Annotated in this window: 13 protein-coding genes and 1 rRNA gene; 7 read left to right on the top strand and 7 right to left on the bottom strand. The window is 64.1% G+C overall.

Going from position 1 to position 15809, the window contains the following annotated elements; translation table 11 throughout:
- Together rrf and ACFVJ5_RS35615 are read left to right on the top strand one after the other, a co-directional pair.
- A 5S ribosomal RNA gene (rrf, locus tag ACFVJ5_RS35620) occupies positions 1 to 86 on the top strand; the annotation flags it as partial.
- 119 nt (positions 87 to 205) lie between these two features.
- Positions 206 to 913, top strand: coding sequence for a peptidase inhibitor family I36 protein (locus tag ACFVJ5_RS35615; RefSeq protein WP_379227134.1), 708 nt, complete (start codon positions 206 to 208; stop codon positions 911 to 913).
- 15 nt (positions 914 to 928) lie between these two features.
- Here ACFVJ5_RS35615 and ACFVJ5_RS35610 read toward each other — a convergent pair whose 3' ends face one another.
- Positions 929 to 2479 carry a CBS domain-containing protein gene (locus tag ACFVJ5_RS35610; RefSeq protein WP_379227132.1) on the bottom strand — a complete coding sequence of 517 codons (1551 nt, stop codon included), beginning with the start codon at positions 2477 to 2479 and terminating at the stop codon, positions 929 to 931.
- Positions 2480 to 2497: 18 nt separating this feature from the next.
- Complete coding sequence (locus tag ACFVJ5_RS35605; protein WP_379227130.1) at positions 2498 to 4270, bottom strand: UvrD-helicase domain-containing protein; 1773 nt, start codon at positions 4268 to 4270, stop codon at positions 2498 to 2500.
- Positions 4271 to 4898: 628 nt separating this feature from the next.
- Here ACFVJ5_RS35605 and ACFVJ5_RS35600 point away from each other — a divergent pair.
- On the top strand, positions 4899 to 5678 hold the full coding sequence (locus ACFVJ5_RS35600) for a hypothetical protein (protein WP_379227128.1): 780 nt from the start codon (positions 4899 to 4901) through the stop codon (positions 5676 to 5678).
- Between the two features lie 102 nt (positions 5679 to 5780).
- Positions 5781 to 7157 (top strand): DoxX family protein, encoded by a 1377-nt coding sequence (locus ACFVJ5_RS35595; protein WP_379227126.1) that lies wholly within the window; start codon positions 5781 to 5783, stop codon positions 7155 to 7157.
- A gap of 31 nt (positions 7158 to 7188) precedes the next feature.
- Here ACFVJ5_RS35595 and ACFVJ5_RS35590 read toward each other — a convergent pair whose 3' ends face one another.
- Positions 7189 to 7461, bottom strand: coding sequence for a MoaD/ThiS family protein (locus ACFVJ5_RS35590; RefSeq protein WP_379227124.1), 273 nt, complete (start codon positions 7459 to 7461; stop codon positions 7189 to 7191).
- 4 nt (positions 7462 to 7465) lie between these two features.
- Positions 7466 to 8563, bottom strand: coding sequence for an exo-alpha-sialidase (locus ACFVJ5_RS35585; RefSeq protein WP_379227122.1), 1098 nt, complete (start codon positions 8561 to 8563; stop codon positions 7466 to 7468).
- A gap of 369 nt (positions 8564 to 8932) precedes the next feature.
- Between ACFVJ5_RS35585 and ACFVJ5_RS35580 the strand changes: the two genes are divergently transcribed.
- Positions 8933 to 10084: a hypothetical protein gene (locus tag ACFVJ5_RS35580; RefSeq protein WP_379227120.1), complete on the top strand. Its 1152-nt coding sequence runs from the start codon at positions 8933 to 8935 to the stop codon at positions 10082 to 10084.
- 41 nt (positions 10085 to 10125) lie between these two features.
- Positions 10126 to 10965, top strand: a complete 840-nt coding sequence (locus ACFVJ5_RS35575) for an EamA family transporter (protein WP_379227118.1) — start codon at positions 10126 to 10128, stop codon at positions 10963 to 10965.
- Here ACFVJ5_RS35575 and ACFVJ5_RS35570 read toward each other — a convergent pair.
- Positions 10910 to 11617 (bottom strand): phosphoribosylanthranilate isomerase, encoded by a 708-nt coding sequence (locus ACFVJ5_RS35570; protein ID WP_379227117.1) that lies wholly within the window; start codon positions 11615 to 11617, stop codon positions 10910 to 10912. The genes ACFVJ5_RS35575 and ACFVJ5_RS35570 overlap by 56 nt on opposite strands.
- A gap of 879 nt (positions 11618 to 12496) precedes the next feature.
- On the opposite strand from ACFVJ5_RS35570, the gene argS reads away from it, so the two are divergent.
- Positions 12497 to 14296 (top strand): arginine--tRNA ligase, encoded by a 1800-nt coding sequence (argS, locus tag ACFVJ5_RS35565; protein WP_379227116.1) that lies wholly within the window; start codon positions 12497 to 12499, stop codon positions 14294 to 14296.
- 40 nt (positions 14297 to 14336) lie between these two features.
- Here the strand turns inward: argS and ACFVJ5_RS35560 are convergent, their stop codons facing one another.
- Together ACFVJ5_RS35560 and ACFVJ5_RS35555 are read right to left on the bottom strand one after the other, a co-directional pair.
- The gene (locus ACFVJ5_RS35560) at positions 14337 to 14717 is read right to left on the bottom strand and encodes a hypothetical protein (protein WP_379227115.1); all 381 of its coding nucleotides are present in this window, start codon (positions 14715 to 14717) and stop codon (positions 14337 to 14339) included.
- 23 nt (positions 14718 to 14740) lie between these two features.
- Positions 14741 to 15268, bottom strand: a complete 528-nt coding sequence (locus tag ACFVJ5_RS35555; protein ID WP_379227113.1) for a DUF3558 domain-containing protein — start codon at positions 15266 to 15268, stop codon at positions 14741 to 14743.
- Between the last annotated feature and the right edge of the window lie 541 nt (positions 15269 to 15809).

The following is a 15809-nucleotide window of genomic DNA, read 5'->3' as shown; positions in this document are numbered from 1 at the left end:
GTCCCATTCCGAACCCGGAAGCTAAGGCCACCTGCGCCGATGGTACTGCACTCGACAGGGTGTGGGAGAGTAGGACACTGCCGGAACATCATTGCAAAAGGCCCTCCAACTTCGGTTGGAGGGCCTTTTTGCGTTCCCGGGCCTGTGGATCGGCCAATCTTGGCTTCTCCCAACCTGTCTGGCCGTCTGGGACTAGCCTGTGCGTGTGAGTGCAGAACTCCCGCCCAACGAGGGCGAGCCGAAGGCGCACGTCCATGGTCGTGCCAGCCTCGATGCGCAGCATCGCAGCGCACAGAACGAGTCGTACACCCGCCAAGTGCGATCCAGTACCAACTTCGGTGTGTGGCGACGTGACGCCGAGGTGAGCAGCGAGGGCACGAAGGAGAAGCGCCGCACCGTGCAACTGGTGGTGGCCGGTGGGTTTCTCGTCGCGGGGGTCGTCGGCGCAGCACTGGTCTTCATGGCGTTTCAACCCGACGCCAACGGAGGTGCCCCTGTGCAGGGCAGTTCCGTGACGTCGGTCGCCCAACCGGGCGCGCCGGTCGATGTCACCACGGCGGTCGTACCTACCGCGGTGAAACCGACTGCGAGTGCGACGATCTCGGCGCGCACGCCGACAGCTCTGCTGACGCAGCAATGCCCCGCCGGCACCGTCTGCTGGTGGGACATGCCCGATTTCAAAGACTTGCTCCACTCGCTACCGCACGGTGAGGTGCCGTCGATCGGACCGGAGAGCTGCCTGGAGTTGGGCGTCGCCAGTCTCGGCCCGAGGGGCGCCGGCTCGGTGGTCAACGGCGGCAGTGTCGCGCAGACGTTCTGGGAGAACGGCGACTGCACCGGACGTTCGTTCGTCATGAAGCCCGGAGAACAACTGGCGAAACTGCCGATATTCCCCTTCTCCGTCAGCGGGTAGCGGCCGGCCCTGTGCTCAGGGATTGGGTTCGGCGGTGCGCAGAAGTTGTAGCAGACCGTGCACCGCGGCTTCCTGACCCGCCGACAGCGGATCGGTGGCGAAGTGCATCAACTCATTCCGTACATCGCGCACCTGTTCCACCAGCTCCAGGACCTGACTTTGATCGAGGCGCCAGCCGAGCTTGCGCCAGCGAACCGGGTCGCGCAGGAGGTACACGTAGCCACCGAAGGTCAGGTGCGCCGCTTCGGTGGTGTGGGCGCGCCTGTTCTTGGGAGCCGCGGCTTTGATGTCGTCGGGATCGAGATGATCGTTGGCTGCGCGGCGCAGCCGGTTCTCTGCCTCCTCGATCAGCACGAAAGGCTTTGCCAGCATGCCGAATTGGTGGGTGAGATCCGATGCGGTGAGGATGCCTGTCACCCGAACACGATCAGGGTTGCGCACGAAGATGAACCCGTTGTCGTAGATGGCGTCGATCTGGTCGAGCAGCGGAGCGTCGTGGTCGACGACGACGGCGGGCACGGTCGCCTCGGCCAGGGACGGGTGGTCACCGGAGATATGGGCTCGGCCGATCGATTCCCAGGTGATCGCGCCGTGATAGGTCCCGTCGTGGTCGATGACGGCGAGTTGCGAGAACTGATGACGCACCATGGTCGTCTTCGCCACGGTAAGGCTCACGTGCGAGGGCACCGACATCAGCGCCGCGGGCAGATCCCCCAGCCGACGGGTCATCGGTTCGGGATCGGAGACGTTCTCCACCGCGCTGGAATCCTGTTGCCGGACTTCGCAATCCGTCGCAAGATCGGTAACCGTGTCGGGTTCGGCATCGAGCGGCACGATGGTGACGATGTCGCTGAGCGCACCCTCGGTGAACGGCGGCCTGGTGGTGAGCCCGTTCTCGGCGAGGGCGGATTTGATCACCTCGATCGCCGCCGCGGTACGCCGTTCGAACTGCCAGTGCTCGAGCAGACTGCGGATGGTGAGTTGACGGGGATTGTCCGCCGCATGGGAACTCGCCTCGGCGAGCAGTTGGGCCGAATCGGTGGCCACCTCGTCACTGTCGAATCCGGGATCTGTCCCGAATTCGGCCAGGTGGGCGATGCGAGCGGCCGCATGATTGCGGTGGATCCCGCACACGGTGAGCAACGAACCGAGACTGGCGCGCAGGTCGGGCCGCAATGCCTCCCACACGATGTCGGTTCGCAGCCAGTCGACCTTCCGGACCTGGCGGAATTCCTCGGGCTCGGCCTCGCGATACTCGTACTGGCCGACCACCCGCCCGATCGCGACATAGCCGGTTTGCAGCTTCAGCGGCATGACGACCAGGTCGTCGTTCGCGATGTCGGTGCCGAATTTCCAGAGTTGCCCAGCCCAGTTGCCGACCACATTGGGTGAAGCGAGGGGATACTTCTCGCGCAGTGCCGCCTTGAGCTCTTCCCAGGTTCGATAGCGGCTGAGATCGCCCATCTCATCCCAGCCGACGATGGCCAGGCCTTCGTCGAGCGCGCGATGTTCGCGTTGGCCGTCGCGGCCCGACCGGATGAGCCACGCGCGCGGGTTGTCGTACACAGTTGTGATCCTCCCAGTTCAGTCCGACAGGTAGGCGACCCAGAGATAGTCGCGGGCGCGGCTGGTGGCGACGAGTAGCTGCCTGGCCAGCATCTCGGCTCGGTCCCTGGCGCCGCCGGACAGCGCCCCGAGGTCGGTCGGCGGTTCCTCGGTGATGTGGAAGACGGCGGCGAAATCCATCCCCTTCGCGCGGCGCACGGTGCCGACCTTGATGGGTCCGACTTGCGAGCCGTCGTAGTTCTCCATCGAGATGGCGTCGAAACCCGCTCTACGCAGTACCCGCAGGTATCGATAGACCTGGTTCGGCCAGTTCACGATCACGGCGATCTCGGAACTCGGCGCCAGCGGTGCGTTGCGGAGCGCGAGCGGGAGCAGCCGGTCCACCTCGCGCCGGGAGACATGAACGTCGTCCGCGCGACCGTCGGACAAGGTGGGATCGCTGTCACGAAGGATGACGCCGACGCCGCCGTCGAGGTCATCGACCGCATTTCCTGCGTCGATGCGCTGTGAATACCGCAGTACCGCTTCACGATTGCGGTAGTTCGTTCGGAGGATTCGGCCACGACCTCCGGCCAGGGGGATTCCGGCTTCGGACAAGGTGCAGCCGCCGGCATAGACCTGCTGCTGTCCGTCTCCGACCAGAAGCAGTTGGCTCTCGGAATCACCGCCCGCTATCTGATGCACCAGCTGTAACTGGGCGAGGGTGAAGTCCTGCACCTCGTCGACGACGACCATGGCGTATGCCTCGGTACTGTCGAGCGGTCGCGCTCGGAGCTCGTCGACGGCCAACGAGATCACGTCGTTGAAGTCGTGGATATTCCGCGCATCCAGGAATTCCTGGTAGGGCTGATACAGGGTTTCCCAGACGAATTGGCGACTCGAGGACCGGAGGCTGATACCTTCACGACCCACTCTTCGCACGCGCTTGTACGTCAGCAGATCGGTGATCCTGCGGCCCTTGATCACCCTGTCGATCTCGTCCTTCCAGTACCCGCGATCGGTGCCCTCGACCCGATCCAGTACCCCACTCGCACCCCGCCAAGCTTGGCTGAACGCCTCCTTGATCGTGGCGTTGTCGAGTTCGAACTTCACCCTGCGGCGGCGCAGGAACGCTGTTGCCCACGCATGCAGGCCCTTGAATTCAGCACGATCGACGGCGTGTGGCGCCAGCTGTGCGAATCCTCGCTCGTGATAGGCGGGCAGGCTTTTGACGAATGTCGTGAACAACAGCCGTCCTGGATTGCGCTTGGCGAAGTGTGCCATGCGGTGCAGAGCGACGACCGACTTCCCGGTCCCCGCCGGACCGCTGAACCGGGCAGGGCCGGTGAAGGTGGTGTGCACGAGTGAGAGCTGATCGGGGTCGAGGAAGGTCATCCAATCGCTGAACGGTCTGGCAAGCGCGGCTGTCCTCGCGTCGACGCGCAGGTCGTCCTGGTCGAACAGCCCACCGGCATCGACGGTCTCCGCCGCAGGAGCGTCGTCAGCACAGAGGTACCGGTGTGCGCTGAGCTTCTCCGCGGCGGTCGCGGCCAGCTCGCTGACCCGCTCCGCACGCATCCGCTTCTCTCGGTGCGTCAGAGTGTCGACGAAGCTGGTCTCATCGACTACGAGATAGCGGCCATCTGACGCGGCCCGCGAACCACGGGGCATGAGCAGCATGATGTCGAGGGAGTGCGGCACGAATTGGGAGCCGCCGACCACCGATTTGGCGAAGGTCCGCTCGGCCTCGCTGCGGATCTTCAGGACGTCGACGGAGCTGGGCAGCGTGTCGGTGAACACGAGTGCGAACACGCCCGTGCGCCCCAGCGCAACGCCGCGATCCGATCGGGCACGGGCGAACCGCTGTCCACGAGCAGATGCCAGCCGCGCACAGTGAGCAGGCCTGCCAGGAACCGACGCTGCCCCGGTGTCAACTGTCGCTGTTCGGCGAGTGTGCGCTCCGCCCACCGTGCTACCCGCTCGCGATGAATATTCGGCATCGATCCCCCTCCGGATGCCAGCTCCGCGCAGCTGGTGGAGCTGTAATGCGTTGAGTACCAACATAGTTGACATCGGTTGCGAAAACATGCGGATCGGATGTCCGCGCTGCGGGTGGGGTTCCTCCTGATCGATGGCGCTGCCGCGAGCCTCGGCCTGATTGTGGTCATGCGATCGGCGTATTTCCAGCAGCGTGCTCCATCATGCGAAGCTGTCTGGTTCGCGTTCTTACGAGGGGATTTCATTCATGCAGCGTCATCTGGCACCCATCGCAGTGTTGGCCGCTCTGGCCGGTGTAACCGGGTGCGGGAGCGTCGATTCGCCGACGACACCAGCCACCACATCCGCGGCTGGTTCCGCGCCGACGTCAGGTCTCGGCACGCCATTCGCGTTCACCGACGCGGCGACTGGGGCGAAGGTAGGCACGATCACGTTCACCGAAGTGGCCCTCGCCCCCGCGGACTGCGTGACCGATCTGGGTGCGGGCCGCGTCGCGTTGGCGGTTCGCGCCCAGATCGAGAGCATCGGCACCAGCCGGATGTCGCGACCCGATCAGTGGCTGCTCAGCACCGTGGACCGCGCCGGGATCACCCAGCGGACCGAACACGCCATCCTCACCGACGACTGTTTCGACACGTTCACCTACAGCGCGTCTCCTAAAGCGGGAACCACAGTCGAGGGCTGGTCCGTGGTCCAAGCATTACCCGACGTGGTCGCGCTGCAGTTCGTTCCGCTGGTCCAGGACGAAAGCGCCCCGATGAACGCGCCGCGCTTCGTCACCCCGGCGCCGGCGAAGGTCACGATCCCGCTCGCGACCGCTCCGGCACCCGCCACCGTGACCGCCCTGGCACCCGCCACCGCGACCACTACTCCATCGGCCGCCGCTCCACTTCCCGCCACGACCCCGGAGCTCGCGCCCGAAAGCAGCACCACCGCAGTGCCTACCACCGTGCCCACACCGAAGAAGACGACATCCGCAGTCGGTGTCGCGTGCACCCCGCCCGGCGACGACTACGCCACCGCAGCTGACGGAAGCACCCTCAAATGCACCAAGGCGGGGGGCCCGAGCGCGAAATGGGTGCAATCAGTGCCCCTGCTCGGTACTCGCACTCCGGGTGCACCCTGTGAGGTGGGCTCGGGTGTAGCGACATCGCCTGACGGTGAGGAAATGTTCTGCCTCGGCGAGGGACCGGACACCAATGTGTGGACCGTTTTGAATTGACGCCTGACCCGAATGCTCGGGGCAACGACTTTGCTGGATTTCCGAGTTACGCCTGCTGCCATAGCGTTTCATCCGCACGGCTTTCGACCGTAGGAGTGATGGATGGTTACAGGGGTGTTGGCTCAGCGGGAGCCCGTGGTCGATGGCATCGAGCGGGAGGCTGTGGAGCGGTGGCGTCCGGCGGTCCGTGTACTTTTCCGGTTCGGGTTCATCGTTGTCGGTGTCGGGATGGCGGGGGTGTGGCTGCTGCACGCGCTGTTGCGCACCCTGGGCGTGCCGCAGGAGATGGTGAGCGAGGTCGCCGAATGGACGGCGCTGCATCCGCTCACTGACTGGGTCGGCACCCAGATCTTCGAGGTACCCATCGATTACACGGTCACCGGCAGCGGCGACACAGCGGCGAAATGGGTGGCTGTTTTCACCCTCCTCCTGGTTGCCGTGCCGGTGACCGCCGCCTGGTCGGTCCTCGACCGGCGTCGCCCGAACTACACGCGACTGTATGAGTGGTTCCGGCTGCTGTTGCGTATTTCCCTGGCGAGCGCCCTTTTGCTGTACGGGATGATCAAGGTGTTGCCGTCGCAGATGTCGTTCAATCTCGAGCGGTTGGTCGAACCGTTCGGTCAGATGAGCCCGATGGCGGTGCTGTGGGCGCAGTCGTCGCTGTCGGAGCCGTATGAGATGGCGTTGGGTGCGGCGGAAGTCGTTGCGGCGCTTCTTCTCATCCTGCCGGTGACCGCGGGGCTCGGGTCTGTTCTTGCTGTCGTTGTGGCGTTGCAGGTGCTCTTGATGAATCTGACGTTCGATGTGCCGGTGAAGCTGTTCGCCCTGCAATTGTTCTTGTACGCAACAGTATTGGCCGCACCGGACGTCATCCGGGTCGTTCGGGCCCTGCTCGGCCGCGCAGTCGTAGCTCGAACGCCGACACCCTTGCTGTCCACTGCGCGTGGCAACCGAATCCTGCTGACAGTCCAGGTGCTGATGGGGGTGTGGCTGCTCGGTGCCACGACCGTCGAGGCATACGACGGCTGGCACACCTACGGCAACGCACGGGCCAAGTCGCCGCTCTACGGCATCTGGAACGTCACCGAGTACTCGATCGCGGGGGAGCAGGTGCCCGCACTGGTCGATTTCCGTGAACCGCGGTCCAACAGCGGAATGCCGACCGCCACTGAACGATTTCGCCGCATCATCTTCGACATCCCCCAGGGCATGACCGTGCAGCGGCTGGACGATTCACTGGTCTCCTTCCCCGCTCGGGTCGACACCGACCAGCACACCATCACGCTGTCGAAAGACACGGGGCACCAATGGAAGCTCGCGACGTTCAGTTATGTGCAGCCACAATCGGATCGGTTGATTCTGGAGGGCGTACTCGGCGGACGTCCGGTACGAATGCAGCTGGATCAGGTCGACCTCGCGCAGTTCCCGGCTGTATCGCGCGGGTTCCATTGGGTGCAGGCAACGCCCTATTTCCGGTAGCAGGATTCATTGCACTCCAATGGAATAGGTCTCATCCGCCGGCAACCGACGGGATGATCATCACCTCGGTACGTGCGCCGACAGCGGTGTCCTGGCCGTCGAGGAGACGGCATTCGTCACCGTCGATGTAGAAGTTCACGTACCGGCGCAACACCCCGCGTTCATCGCGGAGACGCCGCTCCAAGCCGGGTGATCGTTCGCGCAGCGCATCGAGGACCTGGTGCAGGGTCGCACCGTCGATATCGAGTTCCTTGGCGCCGTCGACATAGGTGCGCAGCATGGAGGGCAGGCAGACGCGGGCCATCGCGCTATCCGATGACCGCGGCGCGCACGCACAGCACGTCGGGCAGCTTGTCGGCCACGAGCTGCCAATGGTCGCCTTCGTCTGCGCTGCAATACACTTCGCCGTTGCGAGTACCGAAATAGATGCCGGTCGGGTCGGCATCGTCGGCGCACATGGCATCGCGCATGACCGCAGCCCAGAACGGGACCGTGGGAAGTCCATCGTTCAGCTTCGACCACGTCTCGCCGCCGTCCGCACTGCGATACACCGCGCAGACTGCATCGGGCGGAAAGCGGAAACGATCCATATCCGCCACCAGCGGGAAAGTGTAGATCACCCCAGGCTTACGCGGATGCGCGACGATCGGGAAGCCGAAATTGGACGGCGGTAGCCCGCCGTCGATCGACTGCCAGCTCACGCCCGCATCGGTGCTCCGGAACACCCCACCGTGGTTCTGCAAATACATAGTGCTCGGCGACTCGGCATCAAGGGCGACTTTGTGCACGCACTGCCCCCATTCCGGGAACTCGCCGGGCATGAAGTCCGCGGTGACCCCCTTGTTCGTCGGCGTCCATGATTCCCCGCCGTCGGCTGTTTGATAAACCCCGCCGGTAGACATGGCCACCGCCATTCGCCGCGTATCCACCGGATGAGGCAGCACAGTATGCAAGGCCAACCCACCACCACCCGGCTCCCACTGTGGCCGATGAGGATGCTCCCACAACCCCCTGACCAGCTCGAACGTCCGGCCACGATCAGTCGACCGGAACAAAGCAGACGGCTCGACACCCGCGTACACCACATCCGGCTCGGCTTCGGTAGCAGGCGCGATCTGCCACACGCCGCCCAGCGCCGCCCCGGTGTCCTCGGGAAACGCCAGCGGCGCGTCATCCGGCTCGCTCCACGTCTCCCCGAGATCATCACTGACCACCAATGTAGGCCCGAAATGACTGTTCAATACCCCGGCGAGCACTCGCGGCGTCCCCCGCCGGGTGTCGATCGCCAACGCCTTCACATCAGCCACCGGAAACTGCGGTGGCGACACGGTCCAACTGGCCCGCCCATCCCGGCTACGAGCCAAAAACAAACCCTTACGTGTTCCGATCCCGAGCAGCACGTCCATCGCGAACCTCCGGTTGGTCACCCGCAACGCCGATATGCGTGACACTACGCCGCCCCACCGACAGGACCTGCGGATTCATGGGTCGTTCGCCACGGTGTTCGTGAACTCCTTCGGCGTCTGGGAGCATCTAGTAAGTGAAAGAACCTGGGCTGGAATGGGTTCGACACAGATCGGTAGGTGGGGACATGTCCAATCTCGATGAGCGCATGAGACTGGCGGTCGAGTGGTTCGAACGTTACCAATTCTCTGATGGCGCGGGCGGGGCCGGCTGGGGCTGGGTCCATGACGTGCCGCCGAATCCGCAGAACACCGCGGAGGTGGTGTGTGCGCTGACTGCGGCAAGGTATTCCTGTTCCGCGGGCAGACGAGGTGCTGCATCTGGTACGTCGGCAGATGATCGTGCCGCCCACCGCGGGTGCGGGGGAGTTCACGGGGCCGATCGACATCGCGTGGCAGCTGCGGGCGATGCACTGCCTCGGGGTGGCCGACGACGATTCCGACGTCCGCGAGTGCATCAGAACGTTGATTCAGGAACAGGATGCCGAATCGGGCGGCTATCGGATGTCCGGATCTGTCGGCCCCGTGTCCCTGACCGCGACGACCGCCGCTATGCATGCACTCGCCCCGTACGCGGCCGACGACGTGGAAGTGGCGCGGGCGACGCTGCGTGGCGTGACCTTTCTGGCGCTGACGATGCTGTCCGACGACGTCCGCGCCGAACCGCTGTACTCGGCGGCCCACATCGCCACGGTGCTGGCCCGTCCCGAGTACGCGTCGGTGGGCGGCAGGCGGGCGCGGCGGGCATCCGAGCTGGCGATCGAACGGATGCTCGACGGGCTTGCCAGCGGTGCCAACTGCAACGGGGACGAGCATTTCCTGCGCGGCGATGTCGCCCATATCTGGACCCACCTCGGGCTGCATGCGGCAGTCGGTGCCGTGCTGGTCGCCGATGGCACGCTGATCTTTCATCCGGCGGTCCGGGCGGCGTTGACCGCGTTGTTCGATCTGCAGGTGATGACTCAGCAACTGCCGAGTCGCGGCGGATTCCGGACATCGAGTGAGGGGTTCATCACCGCGTACTCGACGACCCTGGCCGTCGAGGCCATGGTGCACGCGCGAACCGCGGTCGCCGAAACCGTCAACCCCGGAAGGGTTTTCGACCTGATCTGTCAGGTCGACGGCGCGCACCACAGCGATGGCCGGGTGGTGACCGAATGGGGGTCACGCCGACTGGTGATGAACAGCCATGTGGGCTTCGCGATGTTCGTGTTGGCATCGGCCGCCGGACTGACGATCGTGGGGCTCGGAGCGCTGTTGAAGGCAGGTCTGGCTGAGGAGGCTCCGCTCCCTCAGCGCGCCGCCGCGGGTGGCTTGATCGTGTGGGGCACCTTCGTGCTCGCGTTCGGCACACTCGCCTGGCTGACCAGCCGATTCCCCAACTTCTCCCAGCGGGCTATTGCGGCGGGCGTCTTCGGCGGGTTCACTGCTGTGGTGCTGCCTATCGTGACCTACATTTTTTGACCGCAGTCCGGTCATCGCTCACACGATCGTCGCCGTGGATCATGCTCGCGGCGACCTTCGTGTGGGGCATGTCGAGTGCCGCGCTGGCGGCGCTCGAGGGTTCCCTCGCCTCCTCGGCGCTTGTTGCTGCCGGGGGCGGAGTGACATTGCTCCTCGTCGCGGGCGCACGCCGCCAAGGTCCGATTCGAACACTGCTGGAGTCGCCCGGCCTCTATGTGCGATTGGGCGCGCTCGAGGCGGCCAACTTGCTGCTGTTCGTCGCAGCGTTGAAATGTGGACCGTTGCCTGTGGTGGTGGCATTGCATCTGATCGCGCCCCTGCTGTTGCTCGCCGCCGAGATAGTCCGCGGGCGACGCCGACCGACGGTGCTCGTCGGCGTCGAGTTCGTGCTGGTCGGTGCCGCAGTGGCGGTGGCGGTACCGGGCAGCTCGGCTGAAATCGGTATGGACAGAGCGCTGTTGGGCTGTGTCCTCGCAGTCGGCAGTGCGGTGTGTGTCGCACGGCTGGTCAGCCTCATCGCCCGGGAGTCGGCACAGCGACCGACGATCGCGTCGGCGGGATGGCAGTTGGTGGTGGCCAGTGTGCTCGGCGGCGGACTGATCCTGACCGATCCACCGGACGCTCGGACCGCTGGATCGCTCGTCCTGGTCGGGGCGCTACTGCTCGGACCGGGCTTCTGCCTCTACTGGTTGGGCCTGCGGGGCTTGGACGCGACGACTGCGAGCATCATCGGGCTCAACGAAGCCGTTTTCGCGGCCGTGGTGAGTGCGATCTTCACCAACACACCGATCACGCTGGGGGCGGTGATCGGCGGGGCACTGGTGCTCAGTGCTGTTGTGCTGGATGACAAGTCGAGGCGAGCTCCCGGGTCGCGGCCTTGACGAATTCAGCGCATGCCGCCTTTGACTTGTTGCCACCGGCGTCGTCGACGCCGGTGTTGACGTCCACTCCATAGGGCCGCACGAGGTCGATTGCCTTACCGACGTTGGCCGGGGTGAGACCGCCGGCCAATGCCACATCCTTGCGCCCGGCCAACGCTTCGACGATCTTCTTGCTGATGTTCCAGTCATGTGTTTGACCGGTTCCCCCGAGACGGCTGGGCGTGCGCGAGTCCAGAAGGACAACGTCGCAATACTTGGCGACATCCTCGACGGCGGAGAACACGCCCTCGTCGGTGACGTGAACCGCCCGCAGGATCTCGCGATTGCCCCTGTGCTCGTAGACCTTTCGCAAGTTCGCTCGATTTACCAGGCCATGCACCTGGATAGCCTCGACGTCGACCATCTGCGCAAGCTGCAAAATCGCGTCAGCGTCTTCGAGGTGGGTGACCAGCACACGCTTCACCGAGTGGGCGCCGACTCGGCTCGATACCTGCGCGGACAAGGCCGCCGCCTTCTCCGGTGTGAGCGCGTCCTCGCTGAAGTGCGTGATGCCAGAGATGAACCCCACGGCATCGGGCCGAGCACTCAACGCCGCAGCGAGGTCGAGTTCGGACCTGATACCACAGATCTTCACTTGGACGCGTTTTTCCATATGGTCAACCCTAGTATCAAGGTGCTTCATGGGTGGGGTACGGAGGGTCTGGTCACAGTAGATGCGGTCTCGCGGATACACGGCGGGGCGCAGGTCCGTTGGCCGTTCGTCCTCGTCCCAGATGTATGGGCGCTGGAACGGGCGCAGCGACTTTATCGACGACTCCTCACTGCTCCGCTCGACATTGCTCTACCGATTTCACAGCGATGCATTCCATCCACTTGCGTTGAACCTCACCAGAAGTCGGTGCTTCACCACACTGTGTGCCGCACCGCCGATAACCCGGGACCGGAGAGCCATCGGGGTAGGTGCAGTTGGTTCCTTGCGCATCACACTGGTAGTCGCGACCGTGCGGGTCTTCGTTAGCGGTGGGCTGTGGGCAGCGTGGGTCCCCGACTACGTACGACTGATCGCTATATATCGCGGTGCCGTTCTCGCAATACAAGAAGGTCGGCTCTGATTGTTGGATCGTGGGTGAGGATGCGGGCGGTGCCGGTGAGGCGTGCGGGGTCAACTCAGCCGAAGGGGCCGGGGTGGTGGTTTCTGGGAGGTGGGTCGACGACATCGACGCAGCGGGCCCCTCGGACAAAGACGCGGACGCCGTCGTACTCGGCGATACCGACTCGCTAGGTGCGGTCGGTGGCGGGTTGCCGTCGCATCCTGCCAACGCCAGTGTGGCCGCGGCAATCAGTCCGACAGCGAACCGAACAGCAGTGACGGTCATCAGCACACCTTCCTGGAAGCGTTGGTCCTCGCAGGTCAGCGTACGTCTGTAGGTGGTATGTGCTTGCTCCTGCCGGCTTCCCGACCATCGCTCATTGAAGGGGAGACGCGATCTGCTGAGTAGCAGCCGATATTCCGCTTGATGTGCTTGCGACAATGAGTTCACCATCCACGGGAAGGGAACCCAAGGTGAGCTCTGCCGGTGTTGTGCCGCTGCTCGGACGTGTCGCTGCCGCTGTGTCGGAGGCGATCGCCCGAGTCCGTCCGGAAGCGGCGGATGCGGACCCGGTAGTGCGACGTTCCGATCGCGCCGACTTCCAATCCAATGTCGCGCTGCCGTTGGCGAAGCGGGTCGGTATCCCGCCGACGAAGCTCGGCGCTGAGCTCGTCACTTGGATCGATCTCGCTGATGGAGTGATCGCTGATGTACAAGTGTCAGGCCCAGGTTTCTTGAACATCACCCTGGCCGATACAGCGGTGTGGCAATCCGTCGCAGCGCGCCTGGCTGATGACCGGCTCGGTGTCCCCACCACCGAAGACGGGCAACGGGTCGTCATCGACTACTCGGCGCCGAACGTGGCGAAGGAAATGCACGTCGGACACCTGCGGACCACCATCATCGGGGACAGCCTGGCCCGGGTCTTCGGGTTTCTCGGCGCCGATGTCGTCCGTGCGAACCACCTGGGTGACTGGGGTACACAGTTCGGGATGCTCATCCAATACATCGACGAGCACCCCGAATCGCCGTGGCATACAGACGAACTCGACGAAGACACCAGCTCGGTGTCGGCGCTGGACAGTTTGTACAAGGCGGCCAGGAAACAATTCGACTCGGATTCAGGCTTTGCGGACCGGGCTAGGACTCGTGTGGTTGCGCTGCAAGCCGGTGACCCTGACACGATGGCCCGTTGGCGGGAGATCGTCGCGGAGTCCGAGAAGGCGTTCGCCGCGATCTACGACCGGCTCGGTGTCCTGCTCACTCCGGGCGACTACTTCGGTGAGTCGTTCTACAACGACAAGCTCGCCGATACAGTCACCGAACTGCTGGACAAGGGCGTCGCGGTCGAGAGTGACGGTGCGGTCGTCGTGCTGTCCGAACAGGTCAAAGGACCCGATGATCAGCCGGCGGTCCTGATGGTCCGCAAAAGCGACGGTGGCTACGGCTACGACAGCACCGACCTGGCCACCATCCGGTACCGCATCACCTCACTGCACGCAGACCGGCTGCTGTACGTCACCGACTCGCGGCAGGCTCTGCATTTCCAGCTGGTGTTCGAAGCGGCACGGCGGGCAGGCTGGCTCACCGAGGCGATCGAGGTCGCTCACGTCGCTTACGGCACCATCCTCGGGCCGGACGGCAAACCGTTCAAAACCCGTGCGGGTGGGACGGTTCGGTTGATGGACCTGCTCGACGAAGCGGTCGGGCGTGCGCGTGCGGTGGTCGTCGAGAAGAACTCGGACCTGTCGTCGGCGGAGCTCGATGCGATCGCCGAGCAGGCGGGAATCGGCGCGGTGAAGTATGCGGATCTATCGACATCCAGGGTCAAGGACTACACCTTCGACCCGGACCGCATGACTACGCTCAACGGCAACACCGGTGTCTACCTGCAGTATGCCCACGCAAGGGTCTGTTCGATCTTGCGCAAAACCGACGCCGCAACCTCGGCGGTCGTAGATATCGGCGGGCCGATGGAACCAGCCGAGCGGGAACTCGGTCTGTGCCTCGATGGCTACAGCACTGTCCTCGCCGAGGTGGCCGACACATTGGAGCCACACCGGCTGGCGGGCTATCTCTACGAACTGGCCCGCGCCTACACCAGCTTCTACGACTCGTGTCCGGTCCTTGCGGCTGACGAACCGATGCGTTCGAATCGAATCTCGTTGTGTCAGTTGACTTCCCGCACGCTGGAAATCGGATTGGGGCAGTTGGGAATCGCGGCACCGCAGCGGATGTGACCTGCCCGTCGGGTGGACTGGTCAGCGGACGGAGCGTGGATCAGTAGCCGTTGCCCAACGCGTCCGTTGCTTGCGCTTGGGCTATTTGCTGGTCCTCGTACTTCTTCACTGAGATCTCGATGGTGTCGCGGATCAACGTGAGCACCTCGATGTGTTCTTTGAAGGCGGTGTCGAAATCACGCTCTCCGCCAATCGCTTTCATTCCGAGCATCTTTGCAAGCTCGTCAGCTGCATTGAACCGGCCGAGACCAGACACCGAGGAGACGTACTGTAGGTCATTCTTCAGTTGGACAAAGAGGTCGATCTGCTTGTTGCTTGCGTCGCGACAACTTGTCGCGACCGAGGGGTCGAGGTAGAGGCGGCCTGCCTTCGCCTCTTCGTTCAGATACTGCCAGCGGGACTTCTCGTCTTCTGAAGTCATGACACCCCCTGATTTCGAAAGTTCTATTTGGGAAAGAGCGGGACGATCGCTTCCGCGATCGGTTGCAGTCGTTGGCATGGCGGCACTGACTTCTCTTTGACGCCGCTGTTGAGCATGTCGAGTTGCGTGAATCCAGTCGACGTCGGGAAGACGATCGAGCAGTCTTCGTTAGCGTCGTAGTGGCTTTGCCGGAACTGCACACCGTTGCGGCCTGCGATCACGACGTCCTTGAACTCGATGTTGGTGGACTTCGCCCGCACTTCGTCGACCGTGTGGATCGTTGAAAAGACACCGATGCCAAAGCCGGAGGGGTAGTTAGCGTCATCCCACGCGCAGATCTTCCAGCCTGGCTCTTCTGCCCCGAGGATGCCGGATCGCTTCGACGCCACGTCGAGCCCCAATCTGGTCAACATCGAGTCCGGGATCTGACTGCACGGATCCCACAGTGCCGCAGCAGCCGCCGCTGGGTCAGCCGAACTCGGCTGTGCGTTCCCGCTCTCGGTGGTGGAACACCCCGACACCGCGAGTACCCCACACACCACCGTGGTCACCACTGCAGACCGTCGCCGCACGAGCATCCTCCGTCTTTCCCGATCACTGAGCCATACCGTCCGGCGGACCCCGCTCCAACCCCACGGCCGCTCCGAGTACTCCCGACACCCGGCCACCCCGTCATTCCGCATAGCCTACGACACCGCCCCACAATTTCACCCTGGCGAGTTCCCGTCGCTCGTGAGACGCCCACAGTCGAGCCATGCTCCACCGTGTGAGCCCAATGTGCCAAGAAGATGGCACTCCTTCACGTCCTTAGACGCACTGAAGCCCCTTCCGGTTCCATCGATTTCACCGCACGGACCAACCCTGTCGTATCCGCTACGCTCGGCGATTGGCACTGCGTGCCGCAGGTCTGACGTACCGGTACTTCCGGTGGTTGTGACCTGTTCGATCAGGTTCGACACCGCAGGTCGCGGGCAGGGTGTGCTCGCCGTCCTGGGGTGGCATCACACGAGGGGCGGGGCAGTAAATATGACCAGTGCAGGCGGGGAACTCAGCATCTCCCCGGACAAGATCAAAACCCACGCCACCAACGTC

The organism is Nocardia sp. NPDC127606 (assembly GCF_042671725.1).
Taxonomy (GTDB): domain Bacteria; phylum Actinomycetota; class Actinomycetes; order Mycobacteriales; family Mycobacteriaceae; genus Nocardia.
This window is presented reverse-complemented; position numbering and strand designations above follow the sequence as displayed.